At 36.4% G+C, this 24,417-nt stretch carries 25 protein-coding genes and 1 tRNA gene; 12 read left to right on the top strand and 14 right to left on the bottom strand.

What is annotated here, in order from left to right; translation table 11 throughout:
* The first annotated feature begins 57 nt into the window (after positions 1 to 57).
* Positions 58 to 1,680, top strand: a complete 1,623-nt coding sequence (locus WG904_RS08355; protein WP_339578852.1) for a M1 family metallopeptidase — start codon at positions 58 to 60, stop codon at positions 1,678 to 1,680.
* Positions 1,681 to 1,690: 10 nt separating this feature from the next.
* Here WG904_RS08355 and WG904_RS08350 read toward each other — a convergent pair whose 3' ends face one another.
* On the bottom strand, positions 1,691 to 2,566 hold the full coding sequence (locus WG904_RS08350) for an AraC family transcriptional regulator (RefSeq protein ID WP_339578851.1): 876 nt from the start codon (positions 2,564 to 2,566) through the stop codon (positions 1,691 to 1,693).
* A gap of 170 nt (positions 2,567 to 2,736) precedes the next feature.
* Here WG904_RS08350 and WG904_RS08345 point away from each other — a divergent pair, with 170 nt between their 5' ends.
* The 4 genes from WG904_RS08345 (at position 2,737) to rplI (ending at position 4,573) form a co-directional block, all read left to right on the top strand.
* A complete protein-coding gene (locus WG904_RS08345) occupies positions 2,737 to 3,327 on the top strand; it encodes a hypothetical protein (RefSeq protein ID WP_339578850.1) in 591 nt (196 codons plus the stop codon).
* Between the two features lie 167 nt (positions 3,328 to 3,494).
* Positions 3,495 to 3,857: a 30S ribosomal protein S6 gene (rpsF, locus tag WG904_RS08340; protein ID WP_339578849.1), complete on the top strand. Its 363-nt coding sequence runs from the start codon at positions 3,495 to 3,497 to the stop codon at positions 3,855 to 3,857.
* On the top strand, positions 3,857 to 4,120 hold the full coding sequence (gene rpsR, locus WG904_RS08335) for a 30S ribosomal protein S18 (protein WP_055132310.1): 264 nt from the start codon (positions 3,857 to 3,859) through the stop codon (positions 4,118 to 4,120). The genes rpsF and rpsR overlap by 1 nt, the downstream gene beginning before the upstream one ends.
* Before the next feature lie 9 nt (positions 4,121 to 4,129).
* Positions 4,130 to 4,573, top strand: a complete 444-nt coding sequence (gene rplI, locus WG904_RS08330) for a 50S ribosomal protein L9 (protein WP_339578848.1) — start codon at positions 4,130 to 4,132, stop codon at positions 4,571 to 4,573.
* 100 nt (positions 4,574 to 4,673) lie between these two features.
* Here rplI and WG904_RS08325 read toward each other — a convergent pair whose 3' ends face one another.
* Complete coding sequence (locus WG904_RS08325; protein WP_339578847.1) at positions 4,674 to 5,084, bottom strand: DUF1801 domain-containing protein; 411 nt, start codon at positions 5,082 to 5,084, stop codon at positions 4,674 to 4,676.
* 74 nt (positions 5,085 to 5,158) lie between these two features.
* On the opposite strand from WG904_RS08325, the gene mtgA reads away from it, so the two are divergent.
* Entirely contained in the window at positions 5,159 to 5,881 is a 723-nt protein-coding gene (gene mtgA / locus WG904_RS08320) for a monofunctional biosynthetic peptidoglycan transglycosylase (RefSeq protein WP_339578846.1), read from the top strand.
* Positions 5,882 to 5,910: 29 nt separating this feature from the next.
* Here mtgA and WG904_RS08315 read toward each other — a convergent pair whose 3' ends face one another.
* Positions 5,911 to 8,337, bottom strand: coding sequence for an AsmA family protein (locus WG904_RS08315; RefSeq protein WP_339578845.1), 2,427 nt, complete (start codon positions 8,335 to 8,337; stop codon positions 5,911 to 5,913).
* A gap of 138 nt (positions 8,338 to 8,475) precedes the next feature.
* The gene (locus WG904_RS08310; protein WP_339578844.1) at positions 8,476 to 8,979 is read right to left on the bottom strand and encodes an ABC transporter ATPase; all 504 of its coding nucleotides are present in this window, start codon (positions 8,977 to 8,979) and stop codon (positions 8,476 to 8,478) included.
* A gap of 53 nt (positions 8,980 to 9,032) precedes the next feature.
* Between WG904_RS08310 and WG904_RS08305 the strand changes: the two genes are divergently transcribed.
* On the top strand, positions 9,033 to 9,509 hold the full coding sequence (locus WG904_RS08305; protein ID WP_339578843.1) for a hypothetical protein: 477 nt from the start codon (positions 9,033 to 9,035) through the stop codon (positions 9,507 to 9,509).
* Positions 9,510 to 9,537: 28 nt separating this feature from the next.
* Here the strand turns inward: WG904_RS08305 and WG904_RS08300 are convergent, their stop codons facing one another.
* Together WG904_RS08300 and WG904_RS08295 are read right to left on the bottom strand one after the other, a co-directional pair.
* Positions 9,538 to 10,326, bottom strand: coding sequence for a (Fe-S)-binding protein (locus tag WG904_RS08300; protein WP_339578842.1), 789 nt, complete (start codon positions 10,324 to 10,326; stop codon positions 9,538 to 9,540).
* A 169-nt stretch (positions 10,327 to 10,495) separates the two neighbouring features.
* The gene (locus tag WG904_RS08295; protein ID WP_339578841.1) at positions 10,496 to 11,791 is read right to left on the bottom strand and encodes a 4Fe-4S dicluster domain-containing protein; all 1,296 of its coding nucleotides are present in this window, start codon (positions 11,789 to 11,791) and stop codon (positions 10,496 to 10,498) included.
* Positions 11,792 to 12,028: 237 nt separating this feature from the next.
* Here WG904_RS08295 and WG904_RS08290 point away from each other — a divergent pair.
* Positions 12,029 to 12,101, top strand: a tRNA-Phe gene (locus WG904_RS08290).
* Positions 12,102 to 12,200: 99 nt separating this feature from the next.
* Here WG904_RS08290 and WG904_RS08285 read toward each other — a convergent pair.
* The gene (locus WG904_RS08285; protein ID WP_339578840.1) at positions 12,201 to 12,425 is read right to left on the bottom strand and encodes a hypothetical protein; all 225 of its coding nucleotides are present in this window, start codon (positions 12,423 to 12,425) and stop codon (positions 12,201 to 12,203) included.
* Between the two features lie 247 nt (positions 12,426 to 12,672).
* Here WG904_RS08285 and WG904_RS08280 point away from each other — a divergent pair, with 247 nt between their 5' ends.
* The 3 genes from WG904_RS08280 (at position 12,673) to WG904_RS08270 (ending at position 15,149) form a co-directional block, all read left to right on the top strand.
* Positions 12,673 to 13,350, top strand: a complete 678-nt coding sequence (locus WG904_RS08280; protein ID WP_339578839.1) for a DUF4397 domain-containing protein — start codon at positions 12,673 to 12,675, stop codon at positions 13,348 to 13,350.
* A gap of 67 nt (positions 13,351 to 13,417) precedes the next feature.
* A complete protein-coding gene (locus WG904_RS08275; protein ID WP_339578838.1) occupies positions 13,418 to 14,008 on the top strand; it encodes an RNA polymerase sigma factor in 591 nt (196 codons plus the stop codon).
* Complete coding sequence (locus WG904_RS08270) at positions 13,977 to 15,149, top strand: hypothetical protein (RefSeq protein WP_339578837.1); 1,173 nt, start codon at positions 13,977 to 13,979, stop codon at positions 15,147 to 15,149. The genes WG904_RS08275 and WG904_RS08270 overlap by 32 nt, the downstream gene beginning before the upstream one ends.
* Here the strand turns inward: WG904_RS08270 and WG904_RS08265 are convergent, their stop codons facing one another.
* Positions 15,150 to 16,427, bottom strand: coding sequence for a Gfo/Idh/MocA family protein (locus WG904_RS08265; RefSeq protein WP_339578836.1), 1,278 nt, complete (start codon positions 16,425 to 16,427; stop codon positions 15,150 to 15,152).
* A gap of 258 nt (positions 16,428 to 16,685) precedes the next feature.
* On the opposite strand from WG904_RS08265, the gene WG904_RS08260 reads away from it, so the two are divergent.
* Positions 16,686 to 16,841: a hypothetical protein gene (locus tag WG904_RS08260; RefSeq protein ID WP_339578835.1), complete on the top strand. Its 156-nt coding sequence runs from the start codon at positions 16,686 to 16,688 to the stop codon at positions 16,839 to 16,841.
* A gap of 86 nt (positions 16,842 to 16,927) precedes the next feature.
* Here the strand turns inward: WG904_RS08260 and WG904_RS08255 are convergent, their stop codons facing one another.
* From WG904_RS08255 to WG904_RS08230, 6 genes are all read right to left on the bottom strand, one after another.
* Positions 16,928 to 17,593 carry a hypothetical protein gene (locus WG904_RS08255; protein WP_339578834.1) on the bottom strand — a complete coding sequence of 222 codons (666 nt, stop codon included), beginning with the start codon at positions 17,591 to 17,593 and terminating at the stop codon, positions 16,928 to 16,930.
* A gap of 103 nt (positions 17,594 to 17,696) precedes the next feature.
* On the bottom strand, positions 17,697 to 18,707 hold the full coding sequence (locus WG904_RS08250; RefSeq protein WP_339578833.1) for a response regulator: 1,011 nt from the start codon (positions 18,705 to 18,707) through the stop codon (positions 17,697 to 17,699).
* A 96-nt stretch (positions 18,708 to 18,803) separates the two neighbouring features.
* On the bottom strand, positions 18,804 to 19,436 hold the full coding sequence (locus WG904_RS08245; RefSeq protein WP_339578832.1) for a response regulator: 633 nt from the start codon (positions 19,434 to 19,436) through the stop codon (positions 18,804 to 18,806).
* Complete coding sequence (locus tag WG904_RS08240) at positions 19,433 to 20,488, bottom strand: ATP-binding response regulator (protein WP_339578831.1); 1,056 nt, start codon at positions 20,486 to 20,488, stop codon at positions 19,433 to 19,435. The genes WG904_RS08245 and WG904_RS08240 overlap by 4 nt, the downstream gene beginning before the upstream one ends.
* Positions 20,488 to 20,913 carry a response regulator gene (locus WG904_RS08235; RefSeq protein WP_339578830.1) on the bottom strand — a complete coding sequence of 142 codons (426 nt, stop codon included), beginning with the start codon at positions 20,911 to 20,913 and terminating at the stop codon, positions 20,488 to 20,490. The genes WG904_RS08240 and WG904_RS08235 overlap by 1 nt, the downstream gene beginning before the upstream one ends.
* Entirely contained in the window at positions 20,910 to 24,353 is a 3,444-nt protein-coding gene (locus WG904_RS08230) for a PAS domain S-box protein (RefSeq protein ID WP_339578829.1), read from the bottom strand. Before WG904_RS08230 ends, WG904_RS08235 begins: the two co-directional genes overlap by 4 nt.
* Between the last annotated feature and the right edge of the window lie 64 nt (positions 24,354 to 24,417).

Below are 24,417 nucleotides of genomic sequence, written 5' to 3'. Positions count from 1 at the left end.
CCACGAAAATAAGAAAATTTTTAGTGTAAATTAGTTCTAAATCTAAAATCTCCGCAGATGAAATTTTTGGCTAAACTAAATATTCTTTTTATTCTTTTATTCTGTTGTCAGGCTAGCAAAGCACAGCTAAAACTAGACATTTTTTCTGGCGGAAAACTAAAGCCGCTACAGGCAAATATGGATATCCGTCATTATACTTTAAATTTGAATATAGCTATCGACCAGCAAGCCATCAGTGGTTTCGCCGAGATTACGGTTGATTTGATACAGCCTGCCGATACCCTTTTGCTCGACTTAATTGATGTTTACAAAATCAAATCAATTTGGTTAGATAAAGTTGCCGTTACATTTAAGCATCAACATGATTCTGTGTTAGTATTAAAGCCAAAAATTTCGACAGGTAGGCACATCGTTAAAATTAATTATGAAGGGAAACCACCGATTGCGATTAATCCACCTTGGGATGGAGGGTTTACCTGGACTAAAGATAAAGCTGGAAATGCTTGGGTGGCAATTAATTGTCAGTTAAATGGCGCAAAAATATATTTTCCATGTAAAGATCACCCAAGCGATGAGCCCAACGAAGGAGCAGATTTATACATTACTATTCCAAAGGGCTTGTCGGTTGCAGGGCCAGGACTTTTGCAGTCGGTAAAACCACAAAAGAATAATCTTAGCACTTGGCATTGGAAAACGAATTATACCATTAGTAATTATTGCATCCTTTTTAATATTGGAAAGTACGAGGTAGCAGAAAGAGCGTATACCACTATAAATGGTACGAAGGTGCCAATGCAGTTTTATTTGCTGCCAGGGTATATGGAAAAGGCTACGAAATTATTAGATATGCGCGAACGCGATACTCGAGTACTGGAGAAGTATTTTGGAGAATATCCATGGATTAAAGAGAAAATTGGCCTTGCTCAAGTGCCCAACCCAGGGATGGAGCACCAAACGATGATTACATTTGGAGGGCCATTTGAATTTACGCAATACCCGAAATTTGAGTTTTCGGCAAACTTATTTCATGAGTTTGCACATGAGTGGTTCGCAAATAAAATTACCAATACAGATTGGGCACACATGTGGATTCAAGAAGGCATTACCACCTATGCAGACGCGCTGTTTTTTAGAGATTGGTTAGGCGAAAAAGGATATGATTCGGTAATGCTAAGCAAAAGGAGAGGAATCGCCAATAAGAAACCCATAGTTTTAGGAGACGGACTTAACATGAAAGAGGTTTACAATGGAGATGTTTATAACAAAGGGGCATTTTTTATGCATACGCTCAGATATGTTCTTGGTGATTCACTATTTTTTCCAGCGCTTAAGCAATTAAGTACAGATGTGGTTTACCCATATAACCGCTTTTTAAATAGTAATGATGTAGAGAAGCATTTCTCTCGCTATGCAAAACGAGATCTTAAACCACTTTTTGATTTTTATTTATACAAAGCAGAGACCATTGATATCGAACTGACCAAGGTTAAGCCCGATACCTACCTTATTCGTCTACAGAATATGCCGATGAAATTAACTTTCGAGGTACTTACAGATATTGGCATACAGAAAATCGATTTCGTAAATACCAAAAGGGGTGAGGAACTACAAATTAAAAGCAAAATTCAGCCAGTAATTGATCCAAATGGCTGGTATTTTAAGAAGGTAATTATTCAATAGCATATTGGCATCAATTGATCACCGATTTTAGTTCTTTTCGGTATTGAGATGCACTCTTGCCTGTAAATTCTTTAAATAATTTATTGAAATGGCTAAAATTATGAAATCCGCTCTCGTAACTAATATTGGCGATGCTGATTTGTTTTTCGGCCAATAACTTCGAAGCGTGTACAATGCGGTACTCGTTTACGAACTGGGTAAAAGTCTTTTTGGTGATTTTTTTAAAATACCTGCAGAAAGAGGGTACGGTCATGCTAGCCATATCTGAAATGGTTTCTAAACTAATTTCTTCTGTAAAATGATCTTTAACGTAGTTAAACACCATATTAATTCGATCGTTATCCTGTACTTGCATTTCCATCGAAAAGCCAGAAGCGTTCAAGATTTTATAATCGGTAGCGTTTTTAAGGTCTTTTAAAACTGAAAGTAAACTAAGTAGGCGCTCGAATGGAGCTTGTTCTTCCATTAATTCGATACGAGGGCCAACTGCTCGCATCGTTTCTCTACCAAATGCAATTCCGCCCTTGGCTTTGTCGAATAACTCTAGAATAGATTTTGTTTCTTGTAGGTTAAAAAAAGTAGATCCTAGAAAATCTGGTTTCAATTGGATAACCGTTTCGTTTTTATTTCCAGTATGCTCATTGGTAAATCCACAATGCGGTAGATTGCTTCCGATTAAAATTAAATCGCCATCTGTATAATAAGAGATATGGCTTCCAATTTGCCGTTTTCCAGCGCCACCATTTACAAAAACAATTTCAATTTCGGGATGATAATGCCATAAATGGGCCTTATTATTCTCATTTTCTACATATTTTGAATAATAAAATGAACTTCCGAACGAAGATTCGACAATTTCAAAGCTAGGTTTAATACGTTTTATCATCTCTATCGCAAAAATACTTAAAAAATTATGCTTTATTGATACTTTATATGTTAAGATAATGTAAAGTGGTTAATCTAGCATAGATATAAGGGAATATGGAATAAAAAAAGCAGTAAAATGAGAGGTACTTTTGGATATTATTAATTTATTAACTCCTTAAACGATTTATTATGAAAACTTTCTTAAAAATTAGTTTACTAACAGCCATATTATTTACTTCTTTCGGTGCTTTTGCAAATGATGATAAATTTTCAGTAAAGGTTAAAGCTGGCGATGAAAAATCGATAGAATTTCTCATCAATGAAGGGCATGATATTAACCTTTCGATTTTAACTGCTGAAGATGAAGTGGTTTACGAGCAAAAAATCCACGCTACTGGTGCTGCCAAAAAGGTTTATAATCTAGAATCTTTCCCAAATGGAAATTATACCTTAAAATTAGAAACTCCATCAAAACTTACAACGTATACAATTGCAATTATAGACGGTAAAGCAATACTTTCTACTCCTTTGGTTACAGAACTTTTTAAGCCTGTATTAGTTAAAGAAAAGGATATGATTATCTTGAACGTTAAAAATCAAGATAAAGATGCAGTAAACGTGGTTATTGTGAATGAATATAATGATCAGTTGTTTAGCAAAGCTTATACCTCAGCTACTCTTACTCAGAAATTCGACGTAAGCAGAACAGATGCAAAAGAACTTACATTTATGGTAAGCTATAAAGGTGAAGAGCATATTGAGACTTTTAAAATACATTAAGAATACACTATAAAAAAAGCAAAGAGGTTGATCATTTAGATGGTTAACCTCTTTTTCGTCTTATAACTAATTGTCGAAAAACTCTTTGAATTAAGGAAATTTATTAGTACATTTGCAACCCGTTTTAGTGACGGAAATTAACTAATAAAAACAATTAAATAACAAAGATGAATCAGTACGAAACTGTTATCGTTCTTACCCCGTTGTTATCAGAAGATGTTGCGAAAGAGGCAGTAGCCAAATTCAAAAGCATTATCACTGATAGCGGAGCCGAAATTGTCGCAGAAGACAATTGGGGTCTGAGAAAATTAGCGTATCCGATTGCAAAAAAAGCAAGTGGATTTTTTCACCTTACAGAATACAAATCTGATGGTGAAGTAGTTAGCAAGTTAGAATTAGCGTTAAAACGTGATGAGCGTGTGTTACGTTTCTTAACAGTAAGATTAGATCGCCATGCGATTGCTTATAGTGAGAAAAAACGTAGTGGAGCTTTCAACAAAAAACCTAAGAAAGAGGAGGCTGGAGTATAATGGCAAAGGATCAAATACAATATGTTACCGCTCCTAAAGTGGACGATAACAGAAAAAAATACTGCCGTTTTAGAAAAAATGGTATTAAATATATCGATTACAAAGACGCAAACTTCTTATTGAAATTCATTAATGACCAAGGTAAAATTTTACCACGTCGTTTAACAGGTACTTCATTAAAGTTTCAACGTAAAGTGGCTCAAGCGGTTAAACGTGCCCGCCATATCGGTTTGTTGCCTTTCGTTACTGACCAATTAAAATAAGCGCAGAGAATGGAAATTATTTTAAAGCAAGATATCAAATCACTAGGTGAGAAAGACGATATCGTTACAGTAAAACCAGGTTACGGTCGTAATTATCTAATTCCTCAAGGTTTTGGACAATTAGCTACACCATCTGCTAAAAAAGTATTAGCAGAAAACTTAAAACAAGCTGCTTTTAAACAAGATAAAATTAAAAAAGATGCAGAAGGTATTGCACAACGTTTAGCTGATGTGAAATTGAGCATTGGTGCTAAAGCTGGCGAAACTGGAAAAATCTTTGGCGCAGTAAATACAATTATGATTGCTGATGCATTAAAAGCTAAAGGCTTTGATGTAGATCGTCGTCGAATCACTTTCGAAACTGAACCTAAAATGGTTGGCGAGTACGTAGCTAACTTAAACTTACACAAAGAAGTGAAAGTTAAAGTTCCTTTCGAAGTTGTAGCTGAATAAAACAAACAGCTATGATCCCGAATAAAAGGTCGGGATCTTATGATAATTAAAGTCCTGACTCATAGTCGGGACTTTTTTTGTAAGGGGTAAAACCTAAGTTTTATTTATCAACTCTACTTAACCAAGTTTTAATAACGTGTTGTAAATCTTTTTCTTTCGTTTTAACATCATCCAAATCTTTAAAAACAATTATTTTCCTGCCATCATTAAATTTCCCTTCTAATAAGCCAGAAACATCGCTCACTTTTGCACCAGATGGAAAAACTAGCATAATTCTGCCTTTATGTAAATTAAAAACCACAATTTCCCTTTTGTATTCTTTCGGATCGAAAGGTTTCATTTCGCCAGCATAGTACATGCTCGGATTATTCCATTTAATGCGTTCGCTAATCTCTGGATCGGTAGCTAAAATAATTTGCCTCAAATATTCGATGGTAGGTTTAATGGTTGGCTCAAGTTTAGCAATATGCTCATCAACTTGCTCTTTATCTGATAATTTGGGTGTTGCCATTTTTTAGGGTTTGAAGATATGCGAATTTTAATAAGGCCGAGTATAAATTTAAATAAATCTTTACATTTGTTGTAATGGTAAAAAGGAAATCCAAACCTGATCGAATTAAACAGTCATTATTTAAGCGAATTAGTATAATTACTTGCAAAATAATTTTATGGTTTGTTTTAGTAAGTCTAATTTGGGTGTTAAGTTACCGTTTTATTAATCCGCCAATAACCATTTTAATGGTACAACGTAATTTTGAGCGCAAAGCAGACGATAAAAAGGCGAAAATTGATAAGAAATGGGTAAATTTTGAGGATATTTCTGATAACATGAAAAGGGCTGCAGTGGCAGCAGAGGATCAATTGTTCTTAACACACCTGGGTTTCGACATTAAAGCCATCGAGAAAGCCTATGCTAGCAATGCTAAAGGCAAAAAAATAAGGGGAGGTAGTACCATTTCTCAACAAACTGCTAAAAATGTTTTCCTTTGGCCAGGAAGATCATTTATTCGAAAAGGCTTTGAAGCGTATTTTACATTACTTATCGAATTGCTTTGGAGTAAGGAACGTATTCTCGAGGTATACCTTAATGTAATTGAAATGGGCGATGGTATTTATGGAGCTGAAGCTGCTGCCCAGAAATATTATGGCAAATCGTGTAATAAATTAAGTAAAAGTGAAGCTGCGTTAATAGCTGCCTGCTTTCCTAATCCTTTGCGATGGAATCCGAATAAACCAACAAGCTACATTTATCACCGCCAATATTTGATTTTAAGAAATATGCGAAGATTGGGGCCGCTAGATTTTTAGTCATGAGTCTACACGCTATAGCCTGCCGACTAATCATGGTCGCCGTTCCACCGAATCTTAATGCCCCCTTTACCATCATCTATCGCTTTTAGATGTAGAACAATGCCTTTCATTCGGGCCAATTTTAACTCTTCTTTGTCGGTAATGCCTTCGTTCTTTTTTGGGTTGCGTAATGGGATATCTAAAGCAATATCGGTGCCATTGCTTAATCCGTAAATGCCTTTCATGTTGAAATTTAAAACACTGGTATTTACCTGCATGGGCTGGAGGTCTATTTTGTCTCCATTTAAGGTTAAGGTTCCATCTAGCTTAGGTATGGTAATGTTTTTGAAATCTCGGTTTGGAAAAGCAAAGCTTTGTACCCTTTGTAAGGGTTCAAATCCAATCAAGGCAGCATTACTTAGGTTAAAGATAACTTGTCCGTACATGGATCTCGACACAATGCTTCCCTTATCGGTAATATTTCCAGAAGCATTTACCTTTGCCGATAAATAGCCCTTTAAATTCTGACTGGTAATTGAATTTTGTCCGAAATTTTCGAAAGCATAAAAGAACTCTTTGACATTAACTTTACTGATAATGGAGTTAATTACAAATTTGTTGATTGGACCCGATTGTTTAATGTTTCCGTTTAAGTTTAAGCTTCCGCCAGCATGGCTGATGCTTATTTTGTTAAAGTAAATGCCATCGCCCAGCATCGATATGTTAGCCTTTAAATTATTGGCCATAAAATGCTTATAAATTGCCTTATTTACGTTGAGCTGGATGTTTACTTTCGATGCCTCTAACACTGCTGCCAATTGATTTGCAACCTCGTTTGCAGAGTTTTTAACTATGGGTTTTTTCTTTATAGCTTTACGTGGGCCTAAAAATGACATGAATTCGCTTAAAGATAAGGTGGGGCTGCTCATTTTTAAATTAACGATAATCTTCTCGGGCGCTGAATAATAGAAATTCAAAAAGTTTTGGATGGAACAATTCATGTTAAGCACGCTTTTACCCAATTGAAATCGGCTTTTGGTGATGGATAGATCTTTATGGTTAAAATTTAAGGTTAAATTGCTATTTACCAATCTCATATTTCGAGGTAAATAGGTAATTTCTGCATTTTTGATGATTACATTTCCCGATAAAACAGGTCGAACAAACTTAAAATTATCAATATCAGTTTTACAGTATAAGCGTACATCGGCTGTGCCGCCTTTAAAATTAAATGTCTCGCCGCCAATAGAACTGTTTAGTTTTTCGAGTGGAAATTGAGAGGTGATAAAACCAGCTGCAATTGGGCGCTCCAGATTCGTGATCGCAAAAGTGTCTATTTTTAAAGGGGCATTATAATAATCGGCTCTTAATGTGTAAAAACGAATGGCAGAATTGCGGTCGCCGGTAGGCTTGTTAACGGTGTCCTTGTTGGTAAATGTGCCTGTAAAACTACAGTTAGTTAATCGGCCAGATGGAATCGTAACTCCATTGTCTTTTACCTGGATTCTTACCTCAATTCGAGGGTCTTTATTCTCCTTGTTTCCATCGTCGACAATATGCCCTACAATCGCTATAGGTTTATCGATCACAAAACGCAAGAGCTTTGACGAGATATTTGGAGAGAGTAAAAGGGAAATATTTTGATATAAAATATTATCAGCGCGTACGTCAATTGCGAATGGAGATTCGTTTTTTGCCAAATCTATTTTTGCGCCGATTAAAAATTCATCTTCTCCGATTTTTAGCTTTTTTTGCTCAATTACAATTTCTTTTCGCTCGTTATTATAATGTGTAATTAAGGTTCCCTGGAGTGTTTTTCCCTCTAAAAAGCTACCTTTTTTGGTGTTGAAGGCGAAACTCTTTACTTGCGTTTTTAATTTTATATTTCCATTCCATCCAGAATCGGGATAGTCTATTTTGCCATTTAGCTCGTCGACCAAGAAATGGAAGAGCTTAAATCGCCGTCTGTTGTCGACAATTAAATTAACTTTGTTAAAGTCTATACGCTTAATTTCGAAAGCTTTTTTATCCTTTTCAGATGATTTACCAGTTGTATTTTTTTTAAACATACTGGTATTGCTGTAGCCATTACTATCGGTATAGAGGTAAATATTTGCATTGTTAATACTGATTTTGTTGATTTTAATGTTTCCAACAATAAGCGAGAATACATTTAAGGAAACATCGATATCAGCAGCATTTAGCAAATCGTGTTTGTGGGTTTTAAATAAGCTATCCCTTAAAAGTACTTTCCTTAGCGACACGGCTACCCCCGGAAAACCTTTAAGCAAGGTAGTTTCCATGCTTTTAACTTCAATTTTCCCGTTAACATTGGCGTTAAGCTGAGTAAGGATAGTATTTAAAATGGTTTTATTATTATGGTTGATATAATATGCTGCGCCAAGCCAAACCAGCACTATAAGCACGAGTAGGCCAGCTACAACTTTGAGAAGAATTTTTAGCCAGCGTTTCATGGTTTGGTTTAAATAAATATAACAAAATAAAGCAGCTAATGTTTGTTAACGGATTTCGTTATCTCGAACGAGTTGCGAGGAGAGAACTATTAGATAATTGGTATATCTCGTTGTTAGTGCTCACTCGTTAGGACGATTTTAGGAAACATTCAATTGTTCTGCAAAAACAAAGTTATGCCAGCTTTGGGCCAATGGAACTTCCCATTTTTCTTCGTATTCTTCTAAAGTTTGTACTAAATTGTTAAAAACAATTGTTTCTGGGGTGATTTTTTTAATGGTGATGAGGGTCTCGAAATCTTCCTTGCTGTTTACATGAACTTCGTCTCCAATTTTATAAGCCATGTTAAAACGATCGAACATATCGACTCCATATTCGTTCTCAATCTCCTTTATTATACGTACCGACGAGTCGATAGAACAGCCGGTGGCGCTTGCCATATCTTGGTCTACGGTTAATACAATAAAGAAATTATAGGGGATTTCTGCCTTTGCTTTTAATTGATGCCCATGGGCTTTCCATTGTGCTGTAAATGCATCCAGCTTTTGCTGAATGGAAACTACCTCATTCGCGGTAAAAGCGCGATTGCTTTGATAGATCCAAACTTTAGATTGTGGAGAAAAAATCATGTTCAAATTTATCATTTTATTTAATTTTCATCAGTATTTGTTTTTACATCAGTTTAAACCATTATATCATGCAAAAGTTTACAATGTACTCAAGAAAGTCCGTTTTCTTTTCGGTCTGTCTAGTTTTATTTGTTTGTTCGGGGTTTGAAACCGCTGAAGAAAGTACAGAAATTATTGAGCATACACTACTTAAACATTATGATTCTTCGGTAGATGGAGCAGCTTTAAAACGCTTCGAACTACAGGTTACTAACAACGGTTTTTGTAAATATAAGAAGATATATGCCAACGGAAAAACTGAATTTTTTTCATTCAATTTGTCACGTTTTAAAGATATCGAATATTATGGCAGCATCGAAAGAGGAGAACTTCTTCTATATACCAATAGTGATGATGTAATTGTGCAAACACATAACGACAGAAAAGGGGATGTAGACTCGATGGCCACGCACATGGTCATTCCATTAAAGGAGGTCGATCAAGATGTGCTGAATAATTTGGCCAAACAGTTTAAACAAATAAATACACGATTAGCAAAAAAATAGACTCATGACTTAAGATTTCAGAATCCCTTTAAAGTCCATTCGCTCTTGCGGTAATCTCTGCGATATCCAAAACTTTTACCTCTTGGTCTTTATCTTTCATTTTAACGCCATCGCTTAGCATGGTCATGCAAAATGGGCATCCTGCAGCAATTACTTGTGGGCTGGTAGCTAAGGCTTCTTCAATTCGCTCAATGTTAACGTCTTTATTGCCTTTTTCGGGTTCCTTAAACATTTGTGCACCGCCTGCCCCGCAACAAAGTCCGTTGCTTTTGCATCGCTTCATCTCTACCAGCTGCGCATCTAAAACTTCTAATGCTTTTCGAGGAGCTTCATAAACCCCATTTCCTCTACCTAAATAGCATGGGTCGTGGAACGTAATTTTTTTGCCCTTAAAACTTTCACCGCCTTCGGCTTTGAGTTTGCCTTCGTTAATTAACTCTTGAATTAATTGAGTATGGTGGATGACCTCGTAGGTTCCACCTAAACCAGGGTATTCGTTTTTAATAGTGTTAAAACAATGCGGACAACCGGTTACAATTTTTTTAATGTTATATCCATTCAACACTTCAATATTTGTGATCGCTTGCATTTGGAAGAGAAACTCGTTTCCCGCTCTTTTGGCCGGATCGCCTGTGCAGCTTTCCTCAGTTCCTAAAACAGCATATTTAATACCTACATGATGTAAAATCTTGCAGATGTCGCGCGTAATTTTTTGCGCACGTTCGTCGTAACTTCCGGCACAACCCACCCAAAACAATATTTCTGGCTCTTCGCCCATAGCCATTAATTGGGCCATTGTAGGTACTTTAAATTCCATTTTTTTAGTTTTTAGTAGTTAGTATTTAGTAGTTAGATGCCTGAATTGGTGCTAAACTACCTTACTATACTTTCATTGTTCATATTCCTTTGCGTTTCATTGCCGCCACTTCTTGTCATCTGATAAGTATTTGCACCCTGTAGCTATTCATCGGACGACGAATCGACGGCTAATTTCCCTCCGCCCAATTTAATCGATCGGCAGGTGAATATTTCCAAGGCGCGCCATTGTTTTCTACATTGCCCAACATGGCATTAATGCTAGCGGGTGCGTTAGATTCTTCCATAACTGCAAAACGGCGGAGTTCTACTATAATGGCTAATGGGTCGATATTTATTGGACAGGCTTCGGTGCACGCATTGCAACTGGTACAGGCCCATATTTCTTCACGGGTAATGTAATCGTCTAATAGTGCTTTTCCATCTTGGTGATCAATGCCGTGCTTATCTATGTTTTTACCCACCTCTTCCATCCGATCCCGGGTGTCCATCATAATTTTGCGCGGCGATAAAAGCTTTCCTGTAATATTTGCCGGACAAACCGAAGTACATCTTCCGCACTCGGTGCAGGTGTAGGCATTCATCAAATTGATCCACGTTAAATCGTTTACATCTTTGGCGCCAAATTTACCAGAGGCAGTTTCTGCTGGAACAAAAGAAGGATCGAGCATCGCTTTTACCTCATTGTTTACACTCACCATATTGGTAAATTCGCCTTTAGGCGCTAGATTTGAGAAATAGGTGTTCGGAAAAGCAAACAAAATATGGAAATGCTTCGAATAAGGTAAGTAGTTTAAAAAGGCAAAAATGCCAACAATATGGAACCACCAACATATGCGTTCTACAAGTATTAAACTCCCTGCACTTGATGGTAAAATATTTTGTAACCATACACTAACTGGAAATGCACCAGCGCTTATATAATGTTCTTGTCCCAGTGCTTGTAATTTTGCATCGGCTGCATTCATTAATAAGAATGCCGTCATTAAAAGAATTTCCGTGATTAGGATGTAATTTGCGTCCGATTTTGGCCACGACTTCATCTCTACACCGCTAAAGCGTTTTAATTTAATGATGTTTCTTCTGATTAGGAAGATAGCACAGCCTAACCACACGCCTAAGGCTAGAAGTTCGAACGAACCAATTAAAAAATCATAGAAGCCGCCTAAGCCAGCGAATACGCGATGTGTACCGAAAATTCCATCGATCATAATTTCCAGTACTTCGAGATTGATAATGACGAAGCCTAGGTAAACCACCAGATGCAATAAAAAAGGAACGGGCCTAGCTGCCATTTTGGTCTGTCCGAATGCCACTTTAAGCATCGTAAGCCATCTTTTTGCCGGTTGATCGGTACGGTCTGCAGCTTTCCCTAATTTTATATTTCGAATTACCTTGCGTACGTTAAAGCTAAATAAAGCGATGCCCGTAAGGCAAAGAATGATGAATACGATTTGAGACGCCATAGTTTACATTGGTTAATCTGTAAGCTAAGGTAAAAGTTTTAATCTTAAAATATATTACTATGCATGCATAAAATTAAAAATTTAGAATGGATATGAATAATTTAGGTTTTGTGGTGTCTGTAAATAGTTGATTTATAGTGTGAATAGTGCGTTTATTAAGGGTTAAGAAAAGAAAAGTTAAAAAATCTTCTTTATTAAAAAAAAAGACACTACATTTGCAATCCCAAACGGGAAGTAGGTACGGTAGCTCAGTCGGTAGAGCAATGGACTGAAAATCCATGTGTCGCCGGTTCGATCCCGGCCCATACCACTTAAAAACCTCAGAGCAATCTGGGGTTTTTTTGCGTTTAAAGCGGTTTAATCAAGTGTGAGGTTTAATTTCTGCGTTTAATACTCAAATTTATCGATTTTACTCACCATTTATCCAGGGTAAGTTAACACGATGAAAATCAATGCGCCAGGGATTGGCAAGAGATTGGGTGTTTTCTTCGGTTGCAGTATTAGATAATATACCTATGCTGTGATCGCCAACACGTGCCATGCTTAAGTAACCTCCCTTTCTGGGCGCATAAGCAGTATATACACCTTTTACTAGACCAACTTTACCATCGTTAGCACTTACACGAACCTTCATGTAATAGCGTGATGATGCATTGGAAGAGTTGTAAGCATAGTTTCTTTTACACGTGCTAACAATGTGCCTATGACAATGAGGCAACAGCTAATGTTTTTAAAATACCTTGATTTCTTAATTCTTTCGCCTCTAAATCAACTACTTGTAAATAAATAATCCACTCCTTGTCACGCCATCCATCAAACACTCGTTTAAATTGTAAACAGGTTAGCTAGCCGTTTACTATTTATTTATAAACATAAAAATTATGCACTATTCAAGAAAAACTATACTGCTACTAGCAACAGTTGTGGTAATGGCATTTGCCAGCTGCAAAAAAGATACTATAGAAACACCTTTAATCTCTGCGCTATCCTTTGTAAATGCTTCACCAGGTTCGCCAGCTTTGGATGCTTTTATTGGCGAAAATAAAATTAACGATGATTTATTTACTTTCGGAAAAAATATGGGGTATTTGAATGCGTACTCAGGAGAAAGAGAAATTTCATTTTATCAAGGCTCCAATAAAAAGATTTCTGCAAAGTTTAACCTTAAGGATGGCAAATTCTATTCGGTGTTTTTGACGGGAAAATGGCCGGAAACCGAATTGGTGCTTTTGAAAGATAGCCTTACCAAAACCGCTGCGGGCAAAGCACATATCCGATTTGTAAACATGGGGATAAATTCAGGCGTACTTAACCTCGGATTAACCAATGGGTCGACGCTAATTACACAAAAAGCGTATAAAACTGCTAGCGATTTTGTTGCGGTTAATGGAGATACGGGTTATACCTTTGTAATTAGAAACAATGCTGCCCTAACCGATACAGTAAGCATACCGCAAGTAACTTTGGAGAGCGGGCATAGCTATACGATATGGGCGAAGGGTGCTAAAGGCGAAACAGGTAACGACGCACTTGGCGTTTCGGTTATTAAAAATTATTAAAAACGATAATCTCCACACTTTAACAAACTTCTAAGTTTGGTAAGGTGTGGAGATATAACATTTTAAAGTGCACAAAAAGATACCTGATTTAAGAAAAATTATCGAAGGCTGCGTGAATAAGGATATTACTTGTGAGCAACTGCTATATAAAGGCTTTTATGGCTATATAGCAGGTGTTGCCTTTCGATATTTGAGAGAAAGAGAGATGGTAAAAGAACTGGTAAATGATGCATTTCTAAAGATTTTCAGTAAGATTCAAGATTTTCATTTTGTTGGTGATGATCCCGAACTCACAAAGGTATTTAAAGGTTGGATCGGAAAAATCACCGCAAATATGGCGATCGACAAGTTCAGGTCGCATAAACAATTGATCCACGTGGAGGATGTTCCTGAAGAAAGCATAATTGAGTTGTCTGTGCAACCAGTAAATCGATTGTCGTTTAACGATATTATGGCTTTGCTAGATCAGCTACCGCCGCTCCAACACGTAATTTTTAATATGTATGCTATAGAAGGGTTTTCACACGACGAAATTGCCAAGGAATTAAATATGTTGCCAAACACTTGCAGGGTTTACCTTAAAAGGGCAAGAGAGAAATTAATGATATTGTATCAAGCAGAAGAAAATGAACAAAGAACAAGAACAAGGGTTGTTTAACCAGATAGAGGAGGTTCTGCAAACTCATGAGGAAACCTATGAGCTTGGCGCGTGGGAAGAATTTGATGCGAACAGAAAAAAGAAAAAGCAACGATGGCCAATGTATACATGGGCAGCAGCTGCAATTATTTTGCTATGCCTTGGATTCGGACTGTTCGAAATCGCGATCAAGAACACGCCTGAAAAGGATAATATAGTAGTAAAACATATTAAAAAGCAACAAGAGGGCGATGAAAGACCAGTAAAAGGAGAGGATAGGCAACCTCTGAATCCGCCCCTGCAAAATAACCCTATTGTTTCCGCAAATCGCTCGAATGCCTCGAGTGCGAGCAGCCTTGTTGTAACAAATCAAAACCCAATTGAAGAAACTGCTGTTCAAATACATCAACCTGAACCCATACAACAGCATTCAGCAGAGAATAGTATAACAGCGCCATCAATTGTCAGTAATGATAAGTCTATTGTTCAGCAAAAAGATAAGTTCTCCCAAGTTCTCCCTGGGGCATACGATAGTTTGGCTAACCGCAAACGTGTAGATGTCATCACCGAAAAAAGCGAAAGTAAACTTACCTATTCCTTAGTAGTTTCTCCATCAGTAAGCAATCAGAAAGTGAACTTTGGCGCAGGTATGGAACTTTCTTATAAGGTAGGGAGGCACTTTTCGATTAATGGTGGATTGATGTACACCTCACTTAATGCCAAGTCGAACGGAAAATCGCTTGCCGCTGCAAATACTACCCCTGAGAGTGCGAATCTTGCAGTATCTGGTTTAGAGTTGCCCTTAGGAATACAATATCAAACGAGTGGCGGATTTTATGCTTCAGCTGGAGTTTCGGCTTTGGGTCTACTAAAGGATAAGCTTGAGTACAATTTTTTGGAAGAAAAAACCGTAGCCCTTTCATCGCCTAATGCCGGATTAGCGAACGACGTTTACAAAGTGGTTTCGGAAAGAAAAACCGAAGAGAGTATAGCGCCATTGAACAATTATATGGGCTTTTTTAACTTCTCGGCAGGTAAAAAACAAGCAATTGGTAACCTAAAATTAAATATTGGACCCTTTGTAAAAGTTCCTTTTAGTAGCGTTTCTTCTGAAAATATAAAGTTGCTGCAAGGTGGAATTAAGCTTAGTGTTGATTTTTAGCTAGAAATTTCTAAAATCCCACGGTGCCCTATACGGTCTAGAAATCATTAAATTAGCCGAAATATCATCGAATTTTTCTTTTTTTGGCTTCCATTTTAAGGGGCGCTGCAATTCATACGCAATATTTACGGCATTACAAATGCTAGCGGTGCGATGTCCAATTTCTACATCGGCAATAGGTTTCGTTCTTTTCTTGATGCAATTGATCCAATCTTGGTAATGATTATCGCTAAAGTAAACTCGTTTATCGGAAGATTTAATTTCGATTTTCGCAAGGTTAACTGGAGTAGATCGTAAAAACTCTCTCGAAACTTCAAGTGTACCCTCACTCCCAATAAATTGTATAGCATTTGAAGAAGTCCACCGCTTATGATTAACGATAACACCATTTTCGTACACAAAAGAAAGACCTTCTGTTGCCCCAGGTGTATTAGGTGGATTAAATTCTACCGGACCGCTTTCATCCATGTCTAAAGCCCATTGTACAATATCAAACATGTGAGCCCCCCAATCGGTAACATATCCACCTCCAAAACCTTTGTACTCTCGCCAACGGGCCCACACATTTTCTTCAATAGGTGGGGCTAGTATGGGCGAATAGCCGCGGTAGGCCGACGGGCCCACCCATGTATTCCAATCTAAATATTCGGGAATCGGCATCGAAGGTAAATCGATTTCAACTACGGGAACACCTACCGAGACATTAATTTCTTTAATTGTACCGATATATCCATTTCTAATTAATTCGGTAGCCTGCCTAAAATTAAAATACGATCGCTGCATACTTCCAGTTTGAAAAACACGCCTGTATTTACGTGTTGCTTCTACCATTGCTCTTCCTTCGGCAATGGTTAGCGACAAAGGTTTTTCGCAATAAATATCTTTTCCTGCTTTAGCAGCATCAATTGCAATCTGCGCATGCCAATGATCGGGCGTAGCAATTACAACCGCGTCGATATCTTTTCGTGCTAATAGCTCTCTATATTTAGAATAGGTGCTAATTGGAGTGCCTGCTTTCTTTTGATTTTCCGCATTAGCTGATGAAGTAAAACGAGCCAATTTTTTACGGTCAACATCACAGCTCGCTAAAATCATGGTTTCAGGGCATTTTGCCATTCCACTTAACAAACCTAACGATTGCTTCCCAGTTCCTATAAATCCTAAATTGATTCGATCGCTAGGCGCTAAATAGCCACTCCCTCCAAATACATGGCGAGGCAGAATGGTAAATGCTGCGGCGCTGATTAAGGTAGTTTTAAGAAAGTTCTTCCTGTTCATTGGGTTGTTAATTTTAATCAAGTTAGCACTTAAAATTAATAAATCCGAATGCGCACATTAATTTGTGCATTACAGTAATAACTTCAAGTTCAATTACCTATTTAAAAGAAATAGCAAAATTATAGATGGTTTCGAAATTTATTGTATAATGTATTTGCAGCCTCGCTTCGAATGCAGACATGATAACGCTAAACGATTTAAATTAGCTTGGTTAAAAGGGAATCCAACATATGGTTTTGATTTACCTCGATCATAGAATTGGATGAGGTACTGCAAAAAATTTACCTTTGGTCGCCTTTTGGTTATGAAGAAGGAAAAGAAATTTCAGCGTTAACACGTGTAGAAGTATTAACGCCAAGGTCTGTCGTAAATGCAATAAGAGAAGGCTATGCTTTCCAAATAGCCTTCTCTTAAATTTATTTTATGTAATATACAATATTCTAAAAATGCAAGCGTCTATATATATGAGAGCGTTAATTTAGATAAGCGGGAATAGTCGATTAAAGATTATTTCCGCTTTCTTTTTGTAGAAAGGTGGGAATAATTAATTTGGCAAAGTTTGGTAGTGGTTTATTTAATTGTATTGAAATATTAATGGTAATTTCTTCTTCTACATCAGTAGGTTTAGTATTGGGTAAAATGATGCCAAATTCGCTAAGCTTAACAAACTGTCTACCATAAAGAGTTATACTTCCATCTTCATTAGCTAAGTATTGCATTTGCATAGGAACAGCATGCTTCTCATTCCCTATTTTTATTTCTCCTATCATGTGCACCATTTTCATGATTGGAAGTACCATCAGGCTTTTTTGGTTAAAAGTAATTTCATTACAGTTTTTATTTTTAAATAAGGTTTTTATCATTTCTGCATCTTGCTGAGTGCGAGCATTAATTTGATCTATTGGAATGGAAAAACGCAGGTCTTTTATATCTTCTAATAGATCGCTATCCGTGCTAAATTGGCCTTCAACGTTGCAATTGCCTGCATTTAATTTCATTTGGCTAAATTTTCCAGTTCCTTCAATAGAAATTTTTGAACTAATGATTTGATAGGTGTTTGGAGTGGGCCCAATGTTTCTAAAAGACATAACCATTAAGCTAGTTCCAATAATTAAAAGGTTTACGATACCTTTTCTTAATGCTGTTGTGATGCTTTGGTTTTTCATAATACAATCTTTAAATGGTTAATTAAATAGAACAATTCAAAATTGCGATTATGTTGGTTACTAAAATATCGTTACAATTATGAAAGTTATGTCGTTGTTTGGTTTACAAAACATGAATGAGCCTCTGAATTTCTTTTCTGTTAATTTTCTTATTAATGTCTTTAATCACATCATCTAATTCGTTTGCCGAGTGATAGAGGTAGTCTATGATTTGATTTTTGTCGTCTGAATTTTCATCTTTGATTAAGCCAACTAGACCTAAAATTCGTGCTACAGGGGCCCTAACTTTGTGCGATTGGATCCAAGAAATCTCTTTGAGTTTTTTGTTTTGAACCTCAATTGCTTTAATATAATCGAGCCGATCGCTTACGTCGTTTGCCAAAATAATAAATGCTTCTTGCCCTTTATATTCGATACTATTACGGTGTATATCGACCTTTATATATTCGCCATTTTTTTTCTTATGAATACATATTCCTGGAGAATGAACTTTAGGATCTTCTTTAATGTCGCAAGTTCCATATACATTAAGCTGTTGATTAATTTCTTCACTAGACATCGACAGAAATTCTTCTTTCAAATAACCATATTGGCGAACAGCCGCCTCATTTGCATCTAAAAAAAGATTTTTCTTTGGTTCGAATACCCACATGGGCTGTGGACTTAAATGAAACAGTTCACTGTATTGCTTTTCCGATTCTTGAAGAGCTGTTATTGCTTTTTTACGTTCTATGCTATATAATATACTTTTATAGAGTAGGGTTGAGGTTAAATCGTCTTTAATAATGTAATCTGCAACCCCTTTTGCTAATGATTTAACGCCAAAGGCAACGTCTTCATAACCTGTCAATACAAGTATCGGGGTGTTCGAACTAATGGCTAAGATTTGATTAATTAGTTTTGAACCATTTGTGTCGGGCAATGAGAGGTCTAAAAGGATCACATCAAGGGAGGGTGCCTCGATTTTCAATACTGATTTAGCTTCGCTAAAGGAAGTTGCATGGTGAAGGATTAAAAGAGGAAAATGCTCTTTTAAGTACAATTCTACCAACTCGTAATCACCCACATTATCTTCAATTACCAGAACCTTAAATTCTTTCTGTAGCATTTCCATATCGTATGTTTAGTGTTGCAAAACTGCATATTTAAAAAAGCGATATGTATAGATGTGATTATGAAAAATGTGTAGTAGTTTGGTTTACATCGGCGTTTAAACCAGCTTTTGAGTGATGGCATAGGTAGTTAATGCCGAGTTATTCTTCATTTTCATTTTTTCTAAAATGCGAGCTCTATAGGTGCTAATTGTGGCTTTGCTAAGGCAAAGTTCTTCGGCAATCTCCGTTACTGTTTTACCCGATGCAATTAGCAGCATGGTTTGATATTCTCGTTCTGATAGAAGCTCATGAGGTTCCCTCTCTGTGTCACTATCTATCATATAAATGAGTTTTTCGGATAGGGTTTGCGAAACAAATTTCCGGCCAGATACAATCTGATTAATTGCTTTCACAAGTTCTAAATCTGCTGCGTCTTTCGATAAATAACCAGAGGCACCTAACTTTAACGCCCGAAGCGCAATTTGTTCTTCGCCATGAAAACTGAACATCAATACCGGAACTTTCATTTTTTCGGCCTTGATTTGTTGTAAAATATCGAGTCCACTTCGGCCAGGTAGGTCAATATCTAAAATTAAAATATCCCAACTGTCACTGTTTAATTTTTGAAATACTTCCGCATAATTGGTAGCCTCTCCAATTGCAACTAGGGGAAACTCGCTCAAACAGATTTGCCTTACTCCGATTCGAATGGCCGAATGATCATCGGCTATTAATATTTTCCTTATCATTTCTTTACAATTAATTCGATACTTGTTCCTGCTTTTAAACTACTCGTAATCGTTAGGCTAGCATCTATAAGTTTACTTCGCTCGTTCATATTTAGTAAACCCATTGAGAGCGGGTTTTTTATGATGTCAGAATTCATACCTATTCCATTGTCAACAATTGTTACCTTATGTAGATTATGAAATTCTTCAAATTTTAGTTCTACCTCCGTAGCATTCGAATGTTTTGCGATATTGGTGAGTGCTTCCTGACAAATCCTAAAAATGTTAATCTCAACTTTTTTATCAAACTGAAATTGTTTTGAATCAATGGCAATACTACTTTTGATCCCTGTTTTCTTTTCAAATTGAGTTACAAGCCATTCTAATGCCACATGTAGGCCTAATTTATCGATTAGAACCGGACGTAGTTCATTGGCGATACGCCTCACCATCTCAATGCTCACATTCACGTCGGCTATTAAACCATTTATTAATTGTTCCTGTGCATCAGGTTGTCCGTTTAGTTTTTTTAAGATAGATAAAGACATTTTTAGGCCAGCTAATTGTTGTCCAAACTCATCGTGAATTTCTCTGGCAATAAGGGATCTTTCTGCTTCAAGAGCATTATTTAATTGATTGGCAAAATTCCTAACTCTCTGTTCCGATTCTTCTAATTCAAAACTTATTTTTTTTCGTTCAGTGCTATATACAATGCTTTTTAGTAACGATATGCCGTTTAGATCTTCTTTAAGCAAATAGTCGGCCACGCCCATACTTAAAGACTTTACGCCAAAAGAAAAATTTGTATAGCCTGTGAGCACAATTACAGGGATATTGTGGCATAACGAAATAATATCGTCTATTAATTTTTCTCCATTATGATCGGGAAGCGATAAATCTAAAAGCACCACATTGTAAGTGTGGTTGGATGCTAATAAGAGCGCTTCAGCTTCTTTAAACGATTTCGCATGTTTAATGGTGGGGCATTCGAGTTGTTCGACAATAAAATCCTCAATCAAGACAAAATCTCCCATATTGTCTTCGACCACCAAAATATGATACTCCCTGTTCATTATTTATGATTAGGGATAGAAACAATATTGATCCAAAAATCTTGGATTTTTGCAATTGCACTGATAAATTCACTTACTTCAACAGGTTTGGTGATGTAGCAATTTGCGTAGTTTTTGTAAGCTAATAATATATCACGCTCAGCCGAAGAGGTAGTGAGCATAATTACAGGTATTCGGCTGTGCAATGGATGTTTTTTGATATGGGATAGCACTTCTTGACCACTTTTTTTTGGTAGATTGATATCGAGCAATACCAAATCAGGCTTATTCTGGTCGTCTTTTAATTGTTCAAAAAAATCAATTGCCGCACTTCCATCTTTAATTACTGATATTTTATTGATGATTTTACTTTCTTCGAGCGCCTCTGTTGTAAGTAAAATATCGCCCTCATTGTCTTCAACTAATAAGATATGTATCGATTTCATGGTTTATTTTTTAAGATGCTAAAATAAAATGTACTTCCTTGTCCTTCAGTAGATTCGACCCATATTTTGCCGCCCATATTTTCAACAATCTTTTTAGAAATTGCTAAACCCATTCCGGTGCCGCTATACTCGTCTTTATTATGTAGGCGTTGAAAAATGATGAATATTTTTTCGAAATACTCTGACCCAATCCCGATGCCATTATCTTTTATCGCAAATGTATAGTCTACATCCGTTTCCAAACAGTTAATCGAGATTTTTGATGGTCTATTTGGGTGCTTGTATTTTAAAGCATTGCTAATTAAGTTTTGAAAAAGTTGTCGTATTGGAGCAAGATAAGAGTGGACTATAGGTAAATTCGTAAATGAAATTTCGGCCTTTTGTTCTTCGATTTTTTTACGATAAAGAATGAGGATATCGCCAATAATTTTTTCAATATTAATTTCTTCAACAGCAGATGTTAACCTGCCAATTCTCGAAAATTCAAGTAGATCGAGAATGATTTGACGCATTCGCTTTGCGCCATCTACAGCGAAATGAATGTATTTTTTACCTTTATCGTCGATAATATCATTATATTTTAGCTCCAATTGGGTTAAAAAACTGGTAACCATTCGCAGTGGCTCCTGCAAATCGTGGGAGGCCACGTAAGCAAATTGCTCGAGTTCTGCATTCGAAGCAGATAATTCCTTAGCCTGTTGATGAAGGGAGATGTTTAAATCATGTAGTAACAACTCAGAAATTTTGCGTTCCGTAATATCTTTAAAGTACACTGATAACCCTACTTCAGAAGGGTATGCGCTTATCTCATACCATTTATGAAGTGCTTCGTAATGATCTTCAAAATGCATGGCTTGATTTGTGGCTAAGGCTTCGTGATATTTTACATAAGATAGCGAGCTTACGGAATCTGAAAAAATTTCCCATAAGTTGCGGTTTAATACTTCTTCTTTTCTTTTATGAAGCACGTATTCTGCCGAACTGTTCCAATAGGTAATGATCCAGTTTTTGTCGACCGCAAAAAAGGCATCTCGAATACTTTCTAAAATAGTGTTTCGTTCTTCGAGCACTTTTTTTGCAGTTAATTCGGTGCTTTTTAATGCATTAATATCTTGAAAACTGCCATGGATGCGGATACATTTATCGTTAATGAACTCTGCTTCAGCGATCACCCTTACCCATTTCGGGTTTCCTTTTGCCGTGATAATTTCAAGCTCTTCATCACAAATTGCGCCTGTTTCAATTACTTCTTTTAGTTTTGATGTGATTAAGGTTCTATTTCTACCTTCTTTGTAAAAGTTAAGCCCACTTTCAAAACCAGGGACATAATCGGCTTCAGTTTCGTGAATTTCGCGGGTAATATCAGACCAATAAACGGATTGTTTCACTAAATCAATTTCCCATCCGCCTATACGTGCCAAACTATTTGCTTTATCGAGTAGTTCTTGCAATTCTTTTTTTTCGGTAATGTCTTTGCCTGAACAATAAATTATTCCTTCACTAGAAGCACTCGTAGTGGTCCATGCTAACCATTTTATTTTGCCAGATTTTGTGATATATCGATTTTCGAGATAAAAGGTAGGTTTACCGTTAATGATATTTTCTAATTCTTCAGCGCCTTCATTTATATCTAATGGATGTAGAAATTTATGAAAAGGTTTACTCATGAGTTCGTCTTCAGTATATTCAAGTAGTTGGCACATGGCGGGATTCACTTTTGTGAAGTAACCCTCATTATTTGCCGTACATAGAATGTCGGGCGTAAAATTAAATACTTGATTTAATTCTTGTTCTAACTCTTTACGTTTTATCTCTATACCTAACTGGGCCCCAATATTTTTTAATGAATCGGTTAAAGTAGTGATGTGGCTAATATTACTGTTTAATGCAATTAGCAATACACCGATTATTTGTTGATTATAAAATAGGGGTATTCCGTATGCTGATTTTAAACCCGATTTTTTTGCTGCGTTTGCACGTATAAAAGATTCATTCTCGTCTATGTCTGTCCAAAAATGATTTTTCTCGATCTCCCAAATTAAGCCAGGTAAGCCTTCGCCTTTCTTGAAAAATATAGTTTCAGCACTTTCTTTAAAAAAAATCTCATTAGCACCTTTTTTAGAAAATTTTGCCACCCGGTTAATGTTTTTTCTTCCCGAGTCGATAAGCCAGACTTCAGCGATTCCAAAGTTTCCAAAGTTTGCTAGCTGTTCTAATACCTTAGTTAGGCTTTGAGTTAAGTCTAAATCTTCATTAAAAACCTGACGGATAGTGGCGAGAATAGATTTTTCAATTTCTTTTGTTTTTCTATTCGAGATGTTGCGAATAAACATCGATATGCCATTGCCAGAGGGGTAAATTCTATTTTCTTGCCATAGATTTAAAGGCTGATAATAATCTTCATTAATGATGTATTTTTTTTTGGTTATAGCGAGTTCAATGGCATTATAGGTGGCGGATCCGATGACATCAGGAAACAATTTCCATATATTTTTTCCAATAAGCTCTTGGGGATCCATACCTAGCATTTTTCCAATTTCGTAATTTGCATAAGTATAGCATCGATTTTCATCGAGTGCAATAAAGCCATCTGTAATGTTTTCTAATAAGTTTTCTATTTGGGCAGTTTTGTTTAATACTTCTAATTCTGCCATTCTAATTTGTTCTTGAGCTAATTTACGTGCTGTAATGTCAGAACGTATAGCTACATACTGATAGGGCTTACCTTGTTTGTTTAAAAATGGAATAATGGTAGTATCTACCCAATAATAGGAGCCATCTTTAGCTTGATTTTTCATTTCATCCCTCCAAATCTTACCGCTGGCAATTGTTTTCCATAGGTTGCGAATAAATGGTTTCGAATGAAATGAAGAATTGATGATGCGGTGATCCTGTCCTATTAATTCTTGGCGACTGTATTTAGAGATTTTGCAAAAGTTATCATTAACATGGGTAATTATTCCTTTTTGGTTGGTAATGGCCACGATTGCTGCCTCGTCAAGCGCATATTTATACGCCGATAGCTCCTGTATACTTCTTTGAAGCAAGTCTTCCGATTCTTTTTGTGCGGTAATTTCTTTGAAGTTACAGATTATGCCATTTATTTCTGGCTCGTTTAATCTATTGGTGTAGGTACATTTTAACCACACGAAGCTACCATTCGCATGCCTAGCTCTAAAGCTACACGTCTTAGATTGTCCAGGGTTTGAAATTAAATCTTCTAAAAGTGCAATAATTTCTGGGCTATCTTCTGGATGTAGAATGTCTCTTAAATTAGCATTTTTTTTCGTTACGGTATCAAAACCACTAATTTTTTTCGAAGAACTGCTATTGTATATAACGTTTAGATCCTTATCCATCAACGAAATTCCTTCGTCAATGTTTTCAATCAACTTTATGAAAAAAATAGGATCAACAACTTGTTCAGTACGTACTTTCATTCTTTTCTTAAGTTTGCTGGTTTATCACAAGTTAACTATTTTATTGCAAATAATTAAATCATTC

The organism is Pedobacter anseongensis (genome assembly GCF_037482965.1).
In the GTDB taxonomy this organism is placed as follows: domain Bacteria; phylum Bacteroidota; class Bacteroidia; order Sphingobacteriales; family Sphingobacteriaceae; genus Pedobacter; species Pedobacter anseongensis.
The sequence above is the reverse complement of the archived record's forward strand: the minus strand, read 5'-3'. Positions and strand labels throughout refer to the sequence as shown.

Excerpts from the sequence above, each read along its gene's own strand:
- WG904_RS08355 (WP_339578852.1), top strand. The coding sequence starts at position 58 with ATGAAATTTTTGGCTAAACTAAATATTCTTTTTATTCTTTTATTCTGT.
- WG904_RS08350 (WP_339578851.1), bottom strand. The coding sequence starts at position 2,566 with ATGATAAAACGTATTAAACCTAGCTTTGAAATTGTCGAATCTTCGTTC.
- WG904_RS08345 (WP_339578850.1), top strand. The coding sequence starts at position 2,737 with ATGAAAACTTTCTTAAAAATTAGTTTACTAACAGCCATATTATTTACT.
- rpsF (WP_339578849.1), top strand. The coding sequence starts at position 3,495 with ATGAATCAGTACGAAACTGTTATCGTTCTTACCCCGTTGTTATCAGAA.
- rpsR (WP_055132310.1), top strand. The coding sequence starts at position 3,857 with ATGGCAAAGGATCAAATACAATATGTTACCGCTCCTAAAGTGGACGAT.
- rplI (WP_339578848.1), top strand. The coding sequence starts at position 4,130 with ATGGAAATTATTTTAAAGCAAGATATCAAATCACTAGGTGAGAAAGAC.
- WG904_RS08325 (WP_339578847.1), bottom strand. The coding sequence starts at position 5,084 with ATGGCAACACCCAAATTATCAGATAAAGAGCAAGTTGATGAGCATATT.
- mtgA (WP_339578846.1), top strand. The coding sequence starts at position 5,159 with ATGGTAAAAAGGAAATCCAAACCTGATCGAATTAAACAGTCATTATTT.
- WG904_RS08315 (WP_339578845.1), bottom strand. The coding sequence starts at position 8,337 with ATGAAACGCTGGCTAAAAATTCTTCTCAAAGTTGTAGCTGGCCTACTC.
- WG904_RS08310 (WP_339578844.1), bottom strand. The coding sequence starts at position 8,979 with ATGATAAATTTGAACATGATTTTTTCTCCACAATCTAAAGTTTGGATC.
- WG904_RS08305 (WP_339578843.1), top strand. The coding sequence starts at position 9,033 with ATGCAAAAGTTTACAATGTACTCAAGAAAGTCCGTTTTCTTTTCGGTC.
- WG904_RS08300 (WP_339578842.1), bottom strand. The coding sequence starts at position 10,326 with ATGGAATTTAAAGTACCTACAATGGCCCAATTAATGGCTATGGGCGAA.
- WG904_RS08295 (WP_339578841.1), bottom strand. The coding sequence starts at position 11,791 with ATGGCGTCTCAAATCGTATTCATCATTCTTTGCCTTACGGGCATCGCT.
- WG904_RS08285 (WP_339578840.1), bottom strand. The coding sequence starts at position 12,425 with ATGAAGGTTCGTGTAAGTGCTAACGATGGTAAAGTTGGTCTAGTAAAA.
- WG904_RS08280 (WP_339578839.1), top strand. The coding sequence starts at position 12,673 with ATGCACTATTCAAGAAAAACTATACTGCTACTAGCAACAGTTGTGGTA.
- WG904_RS08270 (WP_339578837.1), top strand. The coding sequence starts at position 13,977 with ATGAACAAAGAACAAGAACAAGGGTTGTTTAACCAGATAGAGGAGGTT.
- WG904_RS08265 (WP_339578836.1), bottom strand. The coding sequence starts at position 16,427 with ATGAACAGGAAGAACTTTCTTAAAACTACCTTAATCAGCGCCGCAGCA.
- WG904_RS08255 (WP_339578834.1), bottom strand. The coding sequence starts at position 17,593 with ATGAAAAACCAAAGCATCACAACAGCATTAAGAAAAGGTATCGTAAAC.
- WG904_RS08250 (WP_339578833.1), bottom strand. The coding sequence starts at position 18,707 with ATGGAAATGCTACAGAAAGAATTTAAGGTTCTGGTAATTGAAGATAAT.
- WG904_RS08245 (WP_339578832.1), bottom strand. The coding sequence starts at position 19,436 with ATGATAAGGAAAATATTAATAGCCGATGATCATTCGGCCATTCGAATC.
- WG904_RS08240 (WP_339578831.1), bottom strand. The coding sequence starts at position 20,488 with ATGAACAGGGAGTATCATATTTTGGTGGTCGAAGACAATATGGGAGAT.
- WG904_RS08235 (WP_339578830.1), bottom strand. The coding sequence starts at position 20,913 with ATGAAATCGATACATATCTTATTAGTTGAAGACAATGAGGGCGATATT.
- WG904_RS08230 (WP_339578829.1), bottom strand. The coding sequence starts at position 24,353 with ATGAAAGTACGTACTGAACAAGTTGTTGATCCTATTTTTTTCATAAAG.